This window comes from Streptomyces sp. DSM 116795 (assembly GCF_055792905.1).
Window position 1 is genome coordinate 4,046,004 of the sequence record NZ_CM147707.1, and the last position, 14,801, is coordinate 4,060,804.

Annotated in this window: 12 protein-coding genes; 8 read left to right on the forward strand and 4 right to left on the reverse strand. The window is 72.5% G+C overall.

Annotated elements, in window-relative coordinates; all coding sequences use genetic code 11:
• The first annotated feature begins 242 nt into the window (after nt 1-242).
• Nucleotides 243-1,250, forward strand: coding sequence for a zinc-dependent alcohol dehydrogenase (locus tag ACSMXX_RS17490; protein WP_473179626.1), 1,008 nt, complete (start codon nt 243-245; stop codon nt 1,248-1,250).
• Nucleotides 1,251-1,420: 170 nt separating this feature from the next.
• Here ACSMXX_RS17490 and ACSMXX_RS17495 read toward each other — a convergent pair whose 3' ends face one another.
• The gene (locus ACSMXX_RS17495) at nt 1,421-2,221 is read right to left on the reverse strand and encodes an IclR family transcriptional regulator domain-containing protein (protein WP_473179627.1); all 801 of its coding nucleotides are present in this window, start codon (nt 2,219-2,221) and stop codon (nt 1,421-1,423) included.
• Between the two features lie 472 nt (nt 2,222-2,693).
• Here ACSMXX_RS17495 and ACSMXX_RS17500 point away from each other — a divergent pair, with 472 nt between their 5' ends.
• The gene (locus tag ACSMXX_RS17500) at nt 2,694-4,673 is read left to right on the forward strand and encodes a TIM barrel protein (RefSeq protein WP_473179628.1); all 1,980 of its coding nucleotides are present in this window, start codon (nt 2,694-2,696) and stop codon (nt 4,671-4,673) included.
• Nucleotides 4,674-4,677: 4 nt separating this feature from the next.
• A complete protein-coding gene (locus ACSMXX_RS17505) occupies nt 4,678-5,778 on the forward strand; it encodes an aminotransferase class V-fold PLP-dependent enzyme (RefSeq protein ID WP_473179629.1) in 1,101 nt (366 codons plus the stop codon).
• Nucleotides 5,779-5,819: 41 nt separating this feature from the next.
• On the opposite strand, the gene ACSMXX_RS17510 is transcribed toward ACSMXX_RS17505, so the two are convergent.
• Nucleotides 5,820-6,554 (reverse strand): DUF4097 family beta strand repeat-containing protein, encoded by a 735-nt coding sequence (locus ACSMXX_RS17510; protein WP_473179630.1) that lies wholly within the window; start codon nt 6,552-6,554, stop codon nt 5,820-5,822.
• A gap of 262 nt (nt 6,555-6,816) precedes the next feature.
• Between ACSMXX_RS17510 and ACSMXX_RS17515 the strand changes: the two genes are divergently transcribed.
• Entirely contained in the window at nt 6,817-7,623 is an 807-nt protein-coding gene (locus tag ACSMXX_RS17515) for a class I SAM-dependent methyltransferase (protein WP_473179631.1), read from the forward strand.
• Nucleotides 7,624-7,714: 91 nt separating this feature from the next.
• Entirely contained in the window at nt 7,715-8,824 is a 1,110-nt protein-coding gene (locus tag ACSMXX_RS17520) for a MerR family transcriptional regulator (RefSeq protein WP_473179632.1), read from the forward strand.
• 133 nt (nt 8,825-8,957) lie between these two features.
• Here the strand turns inward: ACSMXX_RS17520 and ACSMXX_RS17525 are convergent, their stop codons facing one another.
• Nucleotides 8,958-9,380 carry an ankyrin repeat domain-containing protein gene (locus ACSMXX_RS17525; protein WP_473179633.1) on the reverse strand — a complete coding sequence of 141 codons (423 nt, stop codon included), beginning with the start codon at nt 9,378-9,380 and terminating at the stop codon, nt 8,958-8,960.
• A gap of 120 nt (nt 9,381-9,500) precedes the next feature.
• Here ACSMXX_RS17525 and ACSMXX_RS17530 point away from each other — a divergent pair, with 120 nt between their 5' ends.
• From ACSMXX_RS17530 to ACSMXX_RS17540, 3 genes are all read left to right on the forward strand, one after another.
• Entirely contained in the window at nt 9,501-10,853 is a 1,353-nt protein-coding gene (locus ACSMXX_RS17530) for a histidine kinase (protein WP_473179634.1), read from the forward strand.
• A complete protein-coding gene (locus ACSMXX_RS17535) occupies nt 10,850-11,515 on the forward strand; it encodes a response regulator (RefSeq protein ID WP_473179635.1) in 666 nt (221 codons plus the stop codon). The genes ACSMXX_RS17530 and ACSMXX_RS17535 overlap by 4 nt, the downstream gene beginning before the upstream one ends.
• A 225-nt stretch (nt 11,516-11,740) precedes the next feature.
• Nucleotides 11,741-13,996 carry an MMPL family transporter gene (locus ACSMXX_RS17540; protein ID WP_473179636.1) on the forward strand — a complete coding sequence of 752 codons (2,256 nt, stop codon included), beginning with the start codon at nt 11,741-11,743 and terminating at the stop codon, nt 13,994-13,996.
• Nucleotides 13,997-14,065: 69 nt separating this feature from the next.
• Here the strand turns inward: ACSMXX_RS17540 and ACSMXX_RS17545 are convergent, their stop codons facing one another.
• The gene (locus tag ACSMXX_RS17545; RefSeq protein WP_473179637.1) at nt 14,066-14,785 is read right to left on the reverse strand and encodes an HAD family hydrolase; all 720 of its coding nucleotides are present in this window, start codon (nt 14,783-14,785) and stop codon (nt 14,066-14,068) included.
• Nucleotides 14,786-14,801: the final 16 nt, after the last annotated feature.

A 14,801-nucleotide genomic window follows, 5' to 3' on the forward strand; every position in this document is an offset into this window, starting at 1 on the left:
TCTCGGCCCTCGCCCTCTCTGTGCGCTAGGTGCACGAATGTGCGTGACTTGCACGGCATGGTCTACTCGCCGAGTCGCCGAGGTCAATACTTCGTTCCGGATGAGCTTCGCGTCGGTCCCGGGTGCTGGTCGGGATTCTCGCGGTCCCGCTTCCGTGGTTTCCCGGGACGTCGCCCTCCGCTACGGTGGCGCTATGCGTACGGGTGTGCGTATAGCGCACCGCAACGGAGAGGACGGAACCCATGAGAGCAGCGGCCCTGACCGCGCCCGGTCGGGTAGGGATAGTCGGTGTACCCGAGCCGGACTGCGGACCGCACGACGTCGTCGTCCGCATGACGGCCGTGGGGCTGTGCGGCACCGATGTCGCCGTGGTCCGCGGCGCCCGCCCGGTGCCGCGGCTGCCGTGGGTGCTGGGGCACGAGGGCGTCGGCGAGATCGTGGCGGCGGGCGACGCGGTCCAGGACCGCAGGGCCGGAGAACGCGTCGCCATAGAGCCGAACTACTGCTGTGGCAGCTGCGCGGCGTGCGGCGCCGGATTCACCTCGGGCTGTGCCGCCCGCGTGGCCGTCGGCCTCGCCGTGCCCGGGGTGCTCGCGGAGTACGTCCGCGTGCCCGCCGAGTTCGTCCACCCGGCGGCCGCACACGTCACGACTCGCGATCTGGTGTGCGCCGAGCCGCTGGCCGTCGCGCGTACTGCCGTGCGGCGCTCCGGGGCCGGCCCGGGCGACACCTGCCTGGTCGTGGGCGCCGGCTCGCAGGGCCTGTTCGTGTGCGCGAGTCTCACCGCTGCTGGGATCACCCCGTATGTGCAGGAGCCGCACGAGGGGCGCCGGGCGCTGGCGGTCTCGCTGGGCGCCGTGCCACTGGAGCCTGCGGAGAGCGAGGCGAAGGCGGTGCAGGCCGCCCACGTCTTCGAGACCGCGGGGGTGCCGGCGGCCTTGACCTCAGCGCTCCGGCATACCGCGCCGGGCGGGAACGTCACGGTCATCGGGATGAGCGGTGCGCCGCTGGAGCTGACGTCGCACGAACTGGTCAGCAGGCAGCTCACTCTGACCGGTTCGCTGATCTACGACCATCCGCACGACTTCGCCGGCACGGTCGCGGTGATGGAGGAGGGTGCGATGGCGCCGCACCGGGTGCTGGGTGCGGAGTTCGCCTTCGAGGACGCGGCCGCGGCATTCGACGCAGTCGCGACGACGCCGGGGAAGTGCTGGATCAGCTTCGGCGGCGGGGGAGGGGCGGGGCGGTGACGGGGGTTGGGTGGCTGGGTGCAGCTGACAGTTTCCGTTATCTGTCATTTGTCAGCTGCTATCTGTCCGGCGTCATCCGTCATCCGTCATCCGTCATCCGTCATCTGTGATCCGTCGATCGTCAGCGGTCATCCGTCAGCGGTCACCCGGCACTGGGCCTCCGCGCCCCGTCAGCGCGCCACCGCGCTGACCAGGTCCGCTTCGATGAGCCGTACGGTGCGCAGGATCATCGGGATGTAGTCGCGTTCGACGAGCTCCGGCGTCGTACGCCCCGCATGGACCGAGACGTTCGCGGCCGCCACCACCTGCCCCCTTCGGTCGCGCACCGGCGCCGCCGCTCCCCGCAGCCCTTCCTCCAGCTCCGAGTCGACCAGCGACCAGCCCTGCTTGCGCACCCTGTCGATCTCGTCGCGCAGGGTCCGCGCGCTGCGGATGGTGTGGTCGGTCTTCGCCTCCAGCTTCAGCCGCCCGAAGCGCTCGTCCAGTTCGGCGTCCGGCAGCCCCGCCAGCAGCACGCGGCCCATCGACGTCGTGTAGGCGTCGAACCGCGTGCCGACGCTGATCTTCACCGCCATCAGTCGGGTGCTCTGGACGAGCGCGACGTAGACGATCTCCTCCCCGTCGAGCACGGCCAGCGCCGCCGTCTCGTTGAGCTCGCGGGCCAGTGACTGAAGATGCGGCTGAGCGATCTCGGGCAGCGACATGCTGGAGAGGTACGCGTAGCCCAACTCCAGGGTGCGTGGTGTGAGTTCGAAGGCGCGGCCGTCGCTGGAGACGTAACCGAGGTCGGCGAGGGTGAGAAGCAGCCGCCGGGCCGTCGCGCGGTCGAGGCCCGTCTCGCGCGCGACCTCGGTGAGAGTCTGCGAGCGGCGTTGCGCGGTGAACGAGCGCATCACCGACAGCGCCCGTGCCACGGACTGCACGAAATGCGGTCCGTACTCCTCGCGGCCCTTCATCACCGGTTCCGACAAAGCCTCACTACCTCCCGTACGGGCCTGGCCCGCCGATTCCGCGCGCCTGTGCGCATTACGCACACAGTACAGCGCAAGGCGAGGCGGCACCACGTGGGCCCGGTACTCGCGGGCGGCCGTCAGGGCCGGCAGTCCGCGGAGCCGGCTGCGCACCGATTGACGCGTCCGGGAGCCCGCTCGTAACGTGCGCGATGTGCATTCGAGTGCGGCATACGAACATCGTGAAGCGTGAACCACCCCTTGGTCCGGAGACCGCCGCCGGTAAGAAGGAGCACAAGTGAGCCCGTCACCGTCACCGCAGCCGTCACCGCAGCCGTCACCGTCACCGCAGCCGTCGGCGTCAGCGTCACCGCGGCCCTCGCCCGTCCCCGCTCCGGCCCGGGGACCCCGCCCCGGCAGTCCGCACCCCCACCCCCATCCGCACCTCCGCCCCCGCGCGCGCAAGGGCGTGGCGACGGTCTGCCTCTCCGGGATGCTGGAGGACAAGCTGCGTGCGGTGGCCGCGGCCGGCTTCGACGGGGTGGAGATCTTCGAGAACGACCTCGTCGTCTCGGCCATGACCCCCGAGAGCGTCCGCGCACTCTGCGCGGACCTCGGCCTGACCGTCGATCTCTACCAGCCCTTCCGCGACTTCGAGGCCGTCCCCGAGGGTCTGCACGCCGCCAACCTCCGCCGCGCAGAGCGGAAGTTCGACCTGATGGAGCGTCTGGGCGCCGACACCGTGCTCGTGTGCTCCACGCTCTCGCCCCACGCCGTCGACGACGACGGCCTGGCGGCCCAGCAGTTGCGCGCACTCGCGGACCGTGCGGCCGCGCGCGGCATACGCGTCGCCTACGAGGCCCTCGCCTGGGGGCGCTTCGTCAACAGCTGGGAACACTCCTGGCAGATCGTCCGCAGGGCCGACCATCCCGCGCTCGGGCTCTGTCTGGACAGCTTCCACGTGCTCTCCCGCGACCCGGCTCCGACGGGCATCGACACCGTCGACGCCGGCAAGCTCTTCTTCCTCCAGCTGGCCGACGCGCCGCGGCTCGACATGGACGTACTGCAGTGGAGCAGGCACCACCGGCTCTTCCCCGGCCAGGGCTCCTTCGACCTGCCGGACTTCCTCGCCCAGGTGCTGGCCGCCGGTTACGAGGGGCCGCTGTCGCTGGAGGTGTTCAACGACGTCTTCCGCCAGACCGATCCGGGACCCGCGGCGGTCGACGCCATGCGTTCGCTGGTCGCGCTCGAAGAGACCGTCTCCGAGCGCGAGTTCGGGTATGAGGCAGCCGGCCGGGCCCGCCCGCGCCTCGAGCTGGCCGCGCCGCCACCCGCCCCGGGACTCCTCGGCCACGCGTTCGTAGAACTGACCGTGGACGACGAGTCCGCACCGCAGATCACCGCGGCCCTGTCCGCGCTCGGCTTCGCCCGTACGGGACGCCACCGCTCCAAGCCCGTCGAACTCTGGCAGCAGGGCGAGAGCGACGTCGTACTGAACCGGGACGGGAACACCACGGGGACGGACGGCACCGGCACGGCCGAAGTCGTGGCCCTCGCCGTCGAGAGCCGCGACCCGGAACAGTCCGCGCGGCGTGCCGAAGCGCTCCTGGCCACGCCCCTGCCCCGCAGGCGGGGCCCGGAGGAGGCCGAACTCACCGCGGTCGCGGCCCCCGACGGCACCCAGCTGTTCTTCTGCCCGGGCGGTGACGCACGCGGTCCGGACTGGCGGGCCGACTTCGCCCCGGTCGGCCCCGGCCCCGGCCCCCGCCCCGTCCCCGTCCCCGGTGCCGGTCGGGGCGCCGACGCCGTCCCCGGCCGCCTCGGGCGGATCGACCACGTCGCGCTGGCGCAGCCGAACGACCAGTTCGCCGGTTCGATGACCTTCTACCAGTCCGTACTCGACCTGCGCGAAAGGGACTTCGCCGAGTACGGGGCGCCCTTCGGCCTGGTCCGCAGCCGTACGGTCGGCAACGCGTCCGGCGAGCTGCGGATCGCGATGCACGGGGCGCTGCTGCGCCGGGGAGGCTGGGCGCCCTCGGTGCCGGACCCGGAGCACATCGCGTTCGCCACCGATGACATCTTCGCCGCGGCGCGGGACGCACAGGAGCGCGGCCTGGAGATCCTCCCCATCACGGACAACTACTACGACGACCTCGACGCCCGCTACGCGCCGGAGCAGCGGCTCCTGAGCGCGATGCGCGAGCTGAACATCCTCTACGACCGTGACGAGCACGGGGAGTTCTTCCACTTCTGCACGGGCCTCCTCGGCTCGCGCGTCTTCTTCGAGGTGGTGCAGCGGGTGGGCGGCTACCGCGGTGACGGTGCGGTCAACGCGCCCGTACGGATGGCCGCGCACCGGCAGGCGCGGCACGTACCCGAACCGCCCGGCGACCCGGCGGTCCCGCCCGGCGACCCGGCGGTCCCGCCGCGCGAGGGCGCCCTTCCCCAGCGGGCCGGTCCGGGCGCAGGCTGAAGCCATGCAGAAGACCACGACGGCCACCACCGGAGCCGAGGGGCGGGCCCGCCTCGCCCTCGCGCAGGCCGAGTTCGAGCCCGATGTCGTCTACCTCAACACCGCCTCGCTGGGTCTCCCGCCGCGGCGGTCCCTGGACGCGCTGCAGTCGGCGCTGGCGGAATGGCGCGAGGGCAACGCGAACCCGGCGGCCTACGACGCCCCGCTCGCCGCGGCACGTGCGAGCTACGCCGGGCTCGTCGGAGCCGACCCGGCGTCCGTCGCGGTCGGCAGTCAGGTCAGCGCCTTCGTGGGCCTGGTCGCGGCGTCGCTGCCCGACGACTGCGAAGTGCTCACCGCCGCCGGGGAGTTCACCAGCGTGGTCTTTCCCTTCCATGCGCAGGCCCCCAGGGGCGTACGAGTGCGGGAGGTGCCGCTCGACTCCCTCGCCGAGGCGGTGACGCCCCGTACGTCGCTCGTGGCCGTGGCGGCTGTGCAGTCCGCGGACGGGCGTCTCGCCGACCTCGACGCGCTCACCGCCGCCTGCGAGGCGAACGGTGCGCGCGTGCTGCTCGACACGACCCAGGCCGCCGGCTGGCTGCCCGTCGACGCGAGCCGCTACGCCTACACGGTCGGCGGCGGCTACAAGTGGCTGCTGGCCCCGAGGGGCACGTGCTTCTTCACCGTACGGCCCGAGTACGCGGACGGACTCGTGCCGCACTCCGCCGGCTGGTTCGCCGGCGAGGAGCGCTGGGAGAGCCTCTACGGCGCACCACTGCGGCTCGCGAAGGACGCCCGCCGCTTCGACACCTCACCGGTTTGGCACGCGTGGGTCGGCCAGGCGCCGGCCCTGGATCTGCTCACCGGCATCGGCACGGACGTACTGCACGAGCACGCCCTCGGCCTCGCGAACCGCTTCCGGTCCGCCGTCGGGCTGCCGGAGGGCGACTCCGCGATCGTCAGCGCGGCCGTCGCAGCGGACACTCCGCGGGAGCTGGAGCGCGCGGGGGTCGTCGGCAGCACGCGGGCGGGGCGGCTGCGGCTCGCGTTCCACCTCTACAACACGGAGGCCGACGCGGACCGCGCCGCCGAGGCCGTCGACGGAAGGCTGACCGGGGAAGGCTGACCGGGGCTGAGTGAGGCGGACACGCCTGCCGGCGCTCGCGGTCAGCCGGCCTTCTTGACGGTGATGGAGCCGTTGGTGGTCGTCAGGTCGAGTTCGTCGTCCGCGGACGGGTCGTCGCGCAGGCCGATGTGCTTCTCGCCGTTGCTCGTCCTCGCCGACACCTTGTAGGGGCCGTCCGGCGCCGTGACGGAGACGGCGCCGTTCGAGGTCTTCGCCCGTACGTCCTGCGGCGTGCTCAGGTCGAGGTCGATCGCGCCGTTGGACGTCTCCGCGCGGATGCTCTCGCCCTTCAGGCCACGTCCGTTGATGCGGCCGTTGGTCGTACGCACATCGACGGCGCCGTCCACGTCGTCGAGGTCGACCGCTCCGGAGTTCGTGGTCACGTCCACCTTGGCGGCACCGGAGACGCTGATCCCGCCCGACGAGGTGCCGCCGCTCACGGAGACCCTCGGCGGCAGGTCGACGGTGTAGCTCACCGAGCAGTCGTCACCGCAGCCACGGAGCACGAGCTCGCCGTTCCCGACTTCGTACGTGCGCTTCGCCGGCTTGTCCCCGTCGTACTCGATGCTCCGGTGAACGGCCACCTTCGTGACCGTCTGCCTGCTGCGGAGCCTGACGGCGCCCGAACTGCTGTCCAGGCGTACGGAGTCGACCTTCTCCGACAGCTCCGCACGGTCCTCGAACGTCTCCCCTGGGACCAGTCCGCACGCCCCGAGCGTGCCAACGCCGATCCCGGCCGCCGCGAACGCCGCGAGGAGGCGGAAATGCCTGCGCATGGTGTTCTCCCCGTTCCGCTGGAACCGCCGATACCGGTCTGTACCGCACTTGCCCTGCATAGCGCTCGTCAGCGCCGCTATCGGCATTCTCTGGTCGATGCCCGACGAGGCTATGGCACCCGCGACTGCGCGGCCATGAGGCGAACCCCCGGGTCCGCCTGGGGGTGCCCCGAGCGGCGGCGGCCTCGCCGGGGCGCCTGCGGAGGCTTCAGCCGACAGCGATAGGGCCCGTCGCACGCCCGCGGCGGGGCAAGCTCGGTGCATGGGACTCGGATTCGGCGGCGACGTCGCCACGTACTACGCGCAGTACCGCCGCGGCTATCCGGCCGAGGTGCTCGAAGGCCTGCGGGAGACCTTCCAGTTGACGCGGGACGACACCGTCCTCGACCTGGGGTGCGGCACAGGGCAGCTGGCCGTACCCCTCGCCTCCATGGCCCGCCACGTCGTCGGCATGGACCCCGAACCGGACATGCTGCGCCTCGCCGCGGAGACGGCCGCGCGGCACGGCGTGGCCAACGCGTCCTGGGTCCTCGGCTCGGACACCGACGTCCCCGCGCTCGGTGCCCTGCTGGACGGCCGTCCCCTGGCGATGGCGGTGATCGGACAGGCTCTGCACTGGATGCGCCACGACGTCCTCTTCGCGGAGCTGGCCGGTCTGCTCCGTCCGGGCGGCGGAGTCGCCGTGCTGGCGAACGGGACCCCGGCCTGGCTGCACGACAGCGACTGGTCGCGTGCCCTGCGCGGCTGCCTGGAGGAGCACTTCGGTACGGAGCTGAAGGCCTCGTGCGGCACGGCGGACGAGGACCGCGAGCGGTACGCGCGGGCTCTCGAAGCCGCGGGATTCGGCGAGGTGCGCCACAGCGAGGTCTCCTACGCGGAGGAGCTGACGTTCGAGGAGGTCTTCGGCGGAGTCTGCTCCGCCGTTCCCGAGGACATGCTCCCCGCCCCGGCGGAACGGCCCGCCTTCGCCGAGCGCATCCGGAGGGCGCTGCCGGCGGGCGGCGGTTTCACCGAGCAGGTGCGCGTCTCGGTGCTGACAGCGAGGACCGCCCGGTCCCGCCCGTCATGAAACCGGCGGGCGTTGCTTGACCTTGTCCTTGGGGGAAGCCACAGCATCGGGCGGGCCGGGCGAGAAGACCCGGTGTGAGGGAGGAGCGGACATGGGAGAGAGCGCCGGGGCGGGTACGGGCGCGGGGCTGCTGACGATCGGGGCGTTCGCGAGGGCGTCCCGGCTGTCGCCGAAGGCGCTGCGTCTCTACGACGAGCTCGGGCTGCTGCCCCCCGCCCGCGTCGATCCGGTGACCGGCTACCGCCTCTACGCGCCCGGGCAGCTGGAGCACGCCCGGCTCGTGGCGTGGCTGCGCCGCCTCGGCATGCCGCTGGCCCGTATCCGTGAACTGGACGGGCTGGACGGGCCCGCGGCAGCTCGCGAGATCCGGGCCTGGTGGGCGCACGTCGAGAACGACGTGGCCGCCCGGCGCGACATGGCCGCCTTCCTCATCGACCACCTGTCACGGAAGGACGCCACGATGCCGCACACCGACAGACCACTCGCCATCCGCTACGCCGCACTGACCGACGCCGGGCTTGTACGGGAGAGCAACAAGGACACGGCGTACGCCGGTTCGCGTCTGCTCGCCGTCGCCGACGGCTTCGGCGGCAGCGGCGGTCCCGCCGGCGCCGCCGCAGTCGACACGCTCAAGCAGCTGGAGGAGGGCGACCTCCCGGCGGCGGAGCTGCTCAACGTCCTCGACGACACCATCGCGCGCGCCGACAAGGCGGTCGGCGACGTCGTCGCCTCGTCGGCGGACGGCAGCGAGGTGGGCACCACGCTCACCGCGATGCTGTGGACGGGGTCGCAGCTCGCACTCGTGCACATCGGCGACACGCGTGCGTATCTGCTGCGCGACGGCGACTTCTTCCAGATCACCCACGACCACACCCTCGTGCGTTCGATGGTGGACGAGGGCCGGATCAGCGAGGAGGAGGCCGCCTCGCACCCGCAGCGTGCCCTGCTGATAAGGGCGCTCATGGGGCGGCGGGACGACAGGCCGGACGTGCGGCTGCAGAACGTACGGGCAGGCGACCGCTATCTGCTGTGCTCGGACGGGCTGACGTCCGTCGTGCCGGACGAGCAGGTGCGGGGCGTGGTCGCCGGGACCGCGGGCCCGGAGGAGACCGTCCGTGAACTGGTCGGCCTGGCGCACCGGTCGGGCGGGCCCGACAACGTCAGCTGCGTCGTCGCGGATGTCGTGGAGGGCGCGCGGTAGGCGTACGAACCGGTGCGGGCCCGGCCTCGAACGCGGGCCCGCACCGGACCCTGGACCCGGAGCCGGACCCTGGACCCGGAGCCGGATCCCGGACCCGGAGCCGGATCCCGGAACCGGACCCGGTGACCGGCGGCTACGCGCTCTCGCCGAACAGCTCCAGCAGCTCCTGCTTCTCGAACATCCGCGCGGCCTCCACTGCCGACGGCTCGCCCGCCCGCGGGTCCGCGCCGGCCGCCAGGAGCAGACGTACGACCTCGTCCTCCCCCTTGAATACGGCGCCCGCGATCGGCACTTGGCCCCGGTCGTTGGGCTTGCCGGCGTCGGCACCCCGGTCGAGCAGGGCCTGAACGGCAGCGGCGTGGCCGTGATAGGCGGCGAGCATGATGAGCGAGTCGCCGCTGTCGTTGGTGAGGTTCACGGGGACTCCCGCGTCGACGTAGGCCGCGATCGTGTCGGTGTCGCCGTGCCGTGCCAGCCCGAAGATCCTCTGGGCGAGCTCCATGATCTCGGGGTCGTGCGCGGGCTCGTTGCTCGCGGGCATCGGGGCGTCGGTCATCGCGTCCTCCTCGGGCTGCTGTGCCGGGTTGTGCGCCGGTGTGCGCCGGGTGGCCGGGGAGCCGGCGGCCGTGCGCCCGGCACGGTGCCTCTGCTTCCCACCTTACGTACGCTTCACCGCATGCCCGTCTCCGCGCACCGCACCCTTCCCGTCGTGGCGGCGCTCGTCGCGGCCGCGGTCTGGGCGGTGTGGACCTTCCTCGTGCGCGGCGACGTGGAGACCTCGCCCGGACGCCAGGCGGCCGGCTGGGCGCTGACCCTGGTGGGCTGCGTGGCACTGCACTGGCGGCACAGGTGGCCGGTGCCCGTCGCGGTCCTCGTCCTGGCCTGTGCCGGCGTCTACTTCCCCCTCAGCGGTGAGGACGTGCCGCTGCTCGTGCTGGCCTTCGGTGTGGCGCTGTACACCGTCGCAGCCGAGGGTCGTCTCGTCGCCGCCGTGACGATCGCGCTGGTGACCCTGCTCGCTGTGGCGTACGGCGAGCTGGGCCTGTCCGGTCAGGCGCGGCACGTCGACGACTCGGCCCTGTTCCTGCTCGTCGGCTGGTTCGTGGGACTGGTCGCCGCCGGGTACGCGCACCGCACGCGGCAGGCGTATCTGCACGAGGCGGAGCAGCGGGCCCTGGCCGCCGAGCGGGAGAAGGACGTACGGGCGCGGCAGTCGGCGGCCGAGGAACGGCTGCGTATCGCAAGGGAGTTGCACGATGCGCTGGGCCACAGCATCTCGCTGATCAACGTGCAGGCGAACGCGGCACTGCACCGGCAGGCCAAGGACCCTTCCCGTACGGGGGAGTTGGTGGAGGCCATGGAGTCGGTGCGGGACGCCGGGCGGGACGCACTGCGCGAACTGCGGGCCACACTGGGGGTGTTGAGGCAGGTCGACGAGGCCGCTCCGATGTCGCCCGCGATGCCCGCGGGCCGGGCCGGGCTGTCGCCCGCGGACATCGAAGAGCTGGCCGGGCATGCGAGGAAGGCGGGTGTCGACGTACGCGTGGAGGTGGACGTACGGGCTGAGCTGCCGCCGCAGCTGGGGGCGGGCGCGTACCGCATCGTCCAGGAGTCGCTGACGAACGTCGTGCGGCATGCGCGGGCCGGCACCGCACGGGTACGGGTGTGGGACGAGGACGCACGTGAAGACGGGCGCGAGGGTGAGGGGGAGCCGGTCGTGCTGCGGGTACGGATCGAGGACGACGGTCAGGGGACAGGCGCGGCGCCCGGAGCGGCAGGCATGCCGGGCACGCCGGGCGCACCAGGAGCGACGGGAGCGCCGGACGGCGCACCAGGCGGCGGCGACGGCGGCGGAGGCAGCGGGATCAGTGGCATGGCGGAACGGGCTCGTGCGCTCGGCGGGACGCTGACGGCGCGGAACGCGTACGCGCAGCCTGGCGCCGCCTCCGCCGGTGCCTCCCCCGGCGCCCCCGCCGGCTTCGTCGTCGAGGCGACGCTGCCGCTGCGCGACTTCGGGGAGGGCATGTGATCCGCGTACTCCTCGCGGACGACCAGACGCTCGTGCGCGCCGGCTTCCGCTCGATCCTCGTCGACGAGGACGACATCGACGTCGTCGGCGAGGCCGCCGACGGAGCCGAAGCGGTGCGCCTCGCAAGGGAGTTGAGGCCCGATGTCGTCCTGATGGACATCCGTATGCCGGACCGGGACGGCCTGGAGGCCACCAGGGACATCGCCGGCGATGAAAGCCTGGCGGCCGTGCGCGTCGTGATCCTCACGACCTTCGACGTCGACGATTACGTCTACGGGGCGCTGCGCGCCGGGGCCTCCGGCTTCCTCGTCAAGGACACCGAGCCGGAGGAGCTGCTGCACGCCGTGCGGGTCGTCGCCCGCGGCGACGCGCTCATCGCGCCCTCGGTCACGCGCCGTCTGATCTCGGAGTTCGCGGGCCGTGTGCAGCGGCCGGAGCCGGGGCCGCGGCTGAACGCGCTCACGGACCGGGAGCGCGAGGTCATGGCGCTGGTCGGGGCGGGCCTGACCAACGACGAGATCGCTCGGCGCCTCGTGCTCAGCCCTGCCACGGCCAAGACCCACGTCAGCAGGCTGATGACGAAGCTCGACGTACGGGACAGGGCCCAACTGGTCATCCTCGCCTACGAGTCGGGCATGATCACGCCCGGCTGGCTGGACTGACCCCGGCGACCCCGGTCGGTCACTGCCGTTTCAGGGTGCCCGTCAGGGTCGCTCTCGGGGACCTCTCGGGGCTGCTAGCAACCGGCGGGGTAGGCCCGCCGGTGCCGCAGCAACCAGCGCGGTACTCCAGGTCACAGCCGTGGGCCGACGCCACGGCGGTCGCCTCGCGCGCACGCTTTCCGACGTGAACAACGCCGGATCTTCTCCCAGGGAGCGTGCAGTGTGATGCACCGTACGGACACAGGGCCACGGCACGGCCCCACCGACCACGAAGACCCGTCCCGCGACGGAAGGGGCGTCTTCGCACGCGTCGCGGGGCTCTCCGCACGCCGGCGCTGGTGGGCGCTGCTGCTCTGGGTCGCGGTGCTCCTCGGCACGCAGATGCTGGCCGGAGCCGTCGGCGACTCCTACCGCAACGACTTCTCCCTCCCCGGCACCGACGCCGACCGTGCCCTGAAGGTGATGCAGCAACACGGTTCCGCACAGGCGGGCGACAGCGTGCAGATCGTGCTGCACGGGGAGGGCGGAAAAGGCGTACGGGCCGCCGCCGTCCGGGAGCGCGTCGAACCGATGCTGAAGAAGGTCGCCACGCTGGAGGGCGTCTCCCAGGTGAGGAGCCTCTATCAGGACCCGTCGGCGGTCTCGCGGGACGGCGCGACCGGCTATGCGACGGTCGTCCTCCACAGCAAGGCGGAGCACATCCCGACCGAGCACACCAAGCGCATCCTCGACGTGGCGAAGAGCGTCGAAGGAGACGGTCTGCAGGCGGAGTTGGGCGGTGAGGCGGCGCGCGCCGCGGAGGAGTCCGAGGGCGGCGCGGCCGAAGGTGCGGGAATGCTGGGCGCGTTGGTGATCCTGGTCTTCCTCTTCGGGTCGCTCGTCGCGGCGAGCGTTCCCGTGCTGACGGCGGTCTTCGCGGTGGGCACCGCGCTCGGGCTGATCGTCCTCGCCTCGCACGCCTTCACGATCGCCGACTTCACGCCGTACGTGATGATGCTCGTCGGGCTCGGGGTGGGCATCGACTACGCGCTGCTGATCTTCTCCCGGTACAGGTTCGAACTGCTGCGCGGCGCCGACCGTGAGCGCGCGAACCGCATCGCGATGGACGCCGCGGGCCGCACCGTCTTCTTCGCCGGCTGCACGGTGATCATCGCGCTGCTCGGGCTCGTGGTGCTGGGGCTGGGGTCGTTGCAGGGGGTGGCCCTGGCGGTGGCGCTGACCGTACTGGTGACGATGCTCGCGTCGCTGACGCTGCTGCCCGCGCTGCTCGCGGTCGCAGGCCGCCGCATCGAACGCAACGTCGCCCGGCGCGCGGCCCGGCGGCAGGTCCGCGACGCCGGAGGGCCCGGGGCCGGCTCCCCGGCGGCCGGCCTCTCGGAGGGCGCACGCTGGCGCCGCTGGGCGGCGGCCGTGCAGCGCCGGCCCTGGGCGTCCCTGCTGGTCTCGGTGGTGGCGCTGGGCGCACTCGCCGCGCCCGCGCTCGACATCCGGCTGGGCTTCGCGGACTCGGGCACCGACCCGGAGACCAAGTCGAGCCGCGCCGCGTACGACCTGCTCGCCGACGGCTTCGGGCCGGGCTTCAACGGCCCTCTCGTCATCGTGGCCGAGAGCCGCGGAGGCGACGCGGGCGGCCCGGTCGCCGACTCCGCGGCGGCGCTGCGCGCCGAGGTCTCGCGTACTCCCGGCGTCGCGGGGACGACACCGCCGATCCCCGCGCGGGACTCCGCGGCCGCCACCGTTCTGGCCTTCCCGGACTCGGCGCCGCAGGACGAGGCCACCTCGGAACTGGTGACCTCACTTCGTCAGGACGTACTGCCGCCGCTGGAGGAGCGGACCGGCTCCCGCTTTCACATCGGCGGCCCGACAGCGGCGTCCGAGGACTTCGCGTCGACCGTCGCGGACCGCATGCCGCTCTTCGTCGCCGTGGTCGTGGGCCTCTCGATGCTGCTGCTGATGGCCGTGTTCCGGTCCCTGCTGATCCCGCTGAAGGCCGCCGTGCTGAACTTGCTGAGCATCGGGGCGTCGCTCGGGGTGATCACGCTCGTCTTCCAGCACGGCTGGCTCGGCGCGCAACCCGGGCCGGTGGAGGCGTTCATCCCCGTGATGATCTTCGCGATCGTCTTCGGGCTCTCGATGGACTACGAGGTCTTCCTGCTCTCCCGCATCCACGAGGAGTGGGTACGTACGAAGGACCCCGCTCTCGCGGTCCGCGAGGGTCTCGCCCACACGGGCAAGGTGATCACGGCGGCGGGCGCCATCATGATCGTCGTCTTCGCGGCGTTCGTACTGAGCCCGGACCGCATGCTGCAGCAGTTCGGGCTGGGCCTGGCGGTGGCGATCCTGCTGGACGCCGTGGTGATCCGGTGCCTGGTCGTGCCCGCGGTGATGCAACTGCTCGGGCGCGGCGCCTGGTGGCTCCCGGCACCGCTGCGCAAGGTGCTCCCGAAAGTCGAGCTGGAGCACCACGAGCGCGAAGCCTGACCCGGGAGTCCGTGCGGCAGACCCGGCGCAGCCACGGGCGGCGCCGGGCCTGGCCGTACGCGTACCGGCTCACACGTGCGCGCGCGGGTCCACGATCACGAGGACGCCCCGCAGGGAGTCGGTGACGTGCTGCGCGCCCGCGGCACGAAGCTGCTCCGCCTTGGCCTCGTTGCGCGCGTAGCCGAGGAAGGCCACCCCGGCGGCGCGTGCCGCCTCCAGATCGCGCGGCGCGTCCCCGATCATCAGGGCCTCCTGCGCTGGCGTGCCCGTGGACTTCAGGGCGCGCAGCAGACAGTCGGGGTCGGGCTTGAGACGCAGTGAGCCGCCCTCGGCGTCGCGCCCGTGGATCCGTCCTGCGAACAGCTCCTCCGTCTGGCGCGTCTCCAGGTAACGCTCCACCGCCTGCTGCGAGTTGTTCGTCGTTACGGCGAGCTGCCGTCCGGTGGCGGCGAGCGTACGCACGAGGGCGTCGGCGTATGCGGTCGGGAAGGCGTGGGGAGCCGCCTCCACCTCCTCTTCGGTCAGCGCACGCTCGATGTCCCGCGCGACACCGCGCTCGACGAGATCCGGCTGGTCGAAGGCGGCCCGCAGTATCTCCAGGGGGTCACCGGTCTGCGGCAGCCAGTCGCCGGCCCTGTCAGCGTCGCCGCTGCCGCCGCCGCTCCCCGCGAGAGCCGCATGCCGCAGCCGCTCGGCGATGTCGGACGAGGGGCGTGCCTGGAAGAGGTGGCAGACGGGTCCGTCGAAGTCGAAGAGCACAGCCTTCGCGGCTTCGATGAGTTCGCGCATTTCACTCCTCGTACCG

Bases quoted from the DNA above. Each gene is read 5' to 3' on its own strand.
- ACSMXX_RS17490 (WP_473179626.1), top strand. From the start codon at position 243: ATGAGAGCAGCGGCCCTGACCGCGCCCGGTCGGGTAGGGATAGTCGGT.
- ACSMXX_RS17500 (WP_473179628.1), top strand. From the start codon at position 2,694: ATGCTGGAGGACAAGCTGCGTGCGGTGGCCGCGGCCGGCTTCGACGGG.
- ACSMXX_RS17505 (WP_473179629.1), top strand. From the start codon at position 4,678: ATGCAGAAGACCACGACGGCCACCACCGGAGCCGAGGGGCGGGCCCGC.
- ACSMXX_RS17510 (WP_473179630.1), bottom strand. From the start codon at position 6,554: ATGCGCAGGCATTTCCGCCTCCTCGCGGCGTTCGCGGCGGCCGGGATC.
- ACSMXX_RS17515 (WP_473179631.1), top strand. From the start codon at position 6,817: ATGGGACTCGGATTCGGCGGCGACGTCGCCACGTACTACGCGCAGTAC.
- ACSMXX_RS17520 (WP_473179632.1), top strand. From the start codon at position 7,715: ATGGGAGAGAGCGCCGGGGCGGGTACGGGCGCGGGGCTGCTGACGATC.
- ACSMXX_RS17525 (WP_473179633.1), bottom strand. From the start codon at position 9,380: ATGACCGACGCCCCGATGCCCGCGAGCAACGAGCCCGCGCACGACCCC.
- ACSMXX_RS17530 (WP_473179634.1), top strand. From the start codon at position 9,501: ATGCCCGTCTCCGCGCACCGCACCCTTCCCGTCGTGGCGGCGCTCGTC.
- ACSMXX_RS17540 (WP_473179636.1), top strand. From the start codon at position 11,741: ATGCACCGTACGGACACAGGGCCACGGCACGGCCCCACCGACCACGAA.
- ACSMXX_RS17545 (WP_473179637.1), bottom strand. From the start codon at position 14,785: ATGCGCGAACTCATCGAAGCCGCGAAGGCTGTGCTCTTCGACTTCGAC.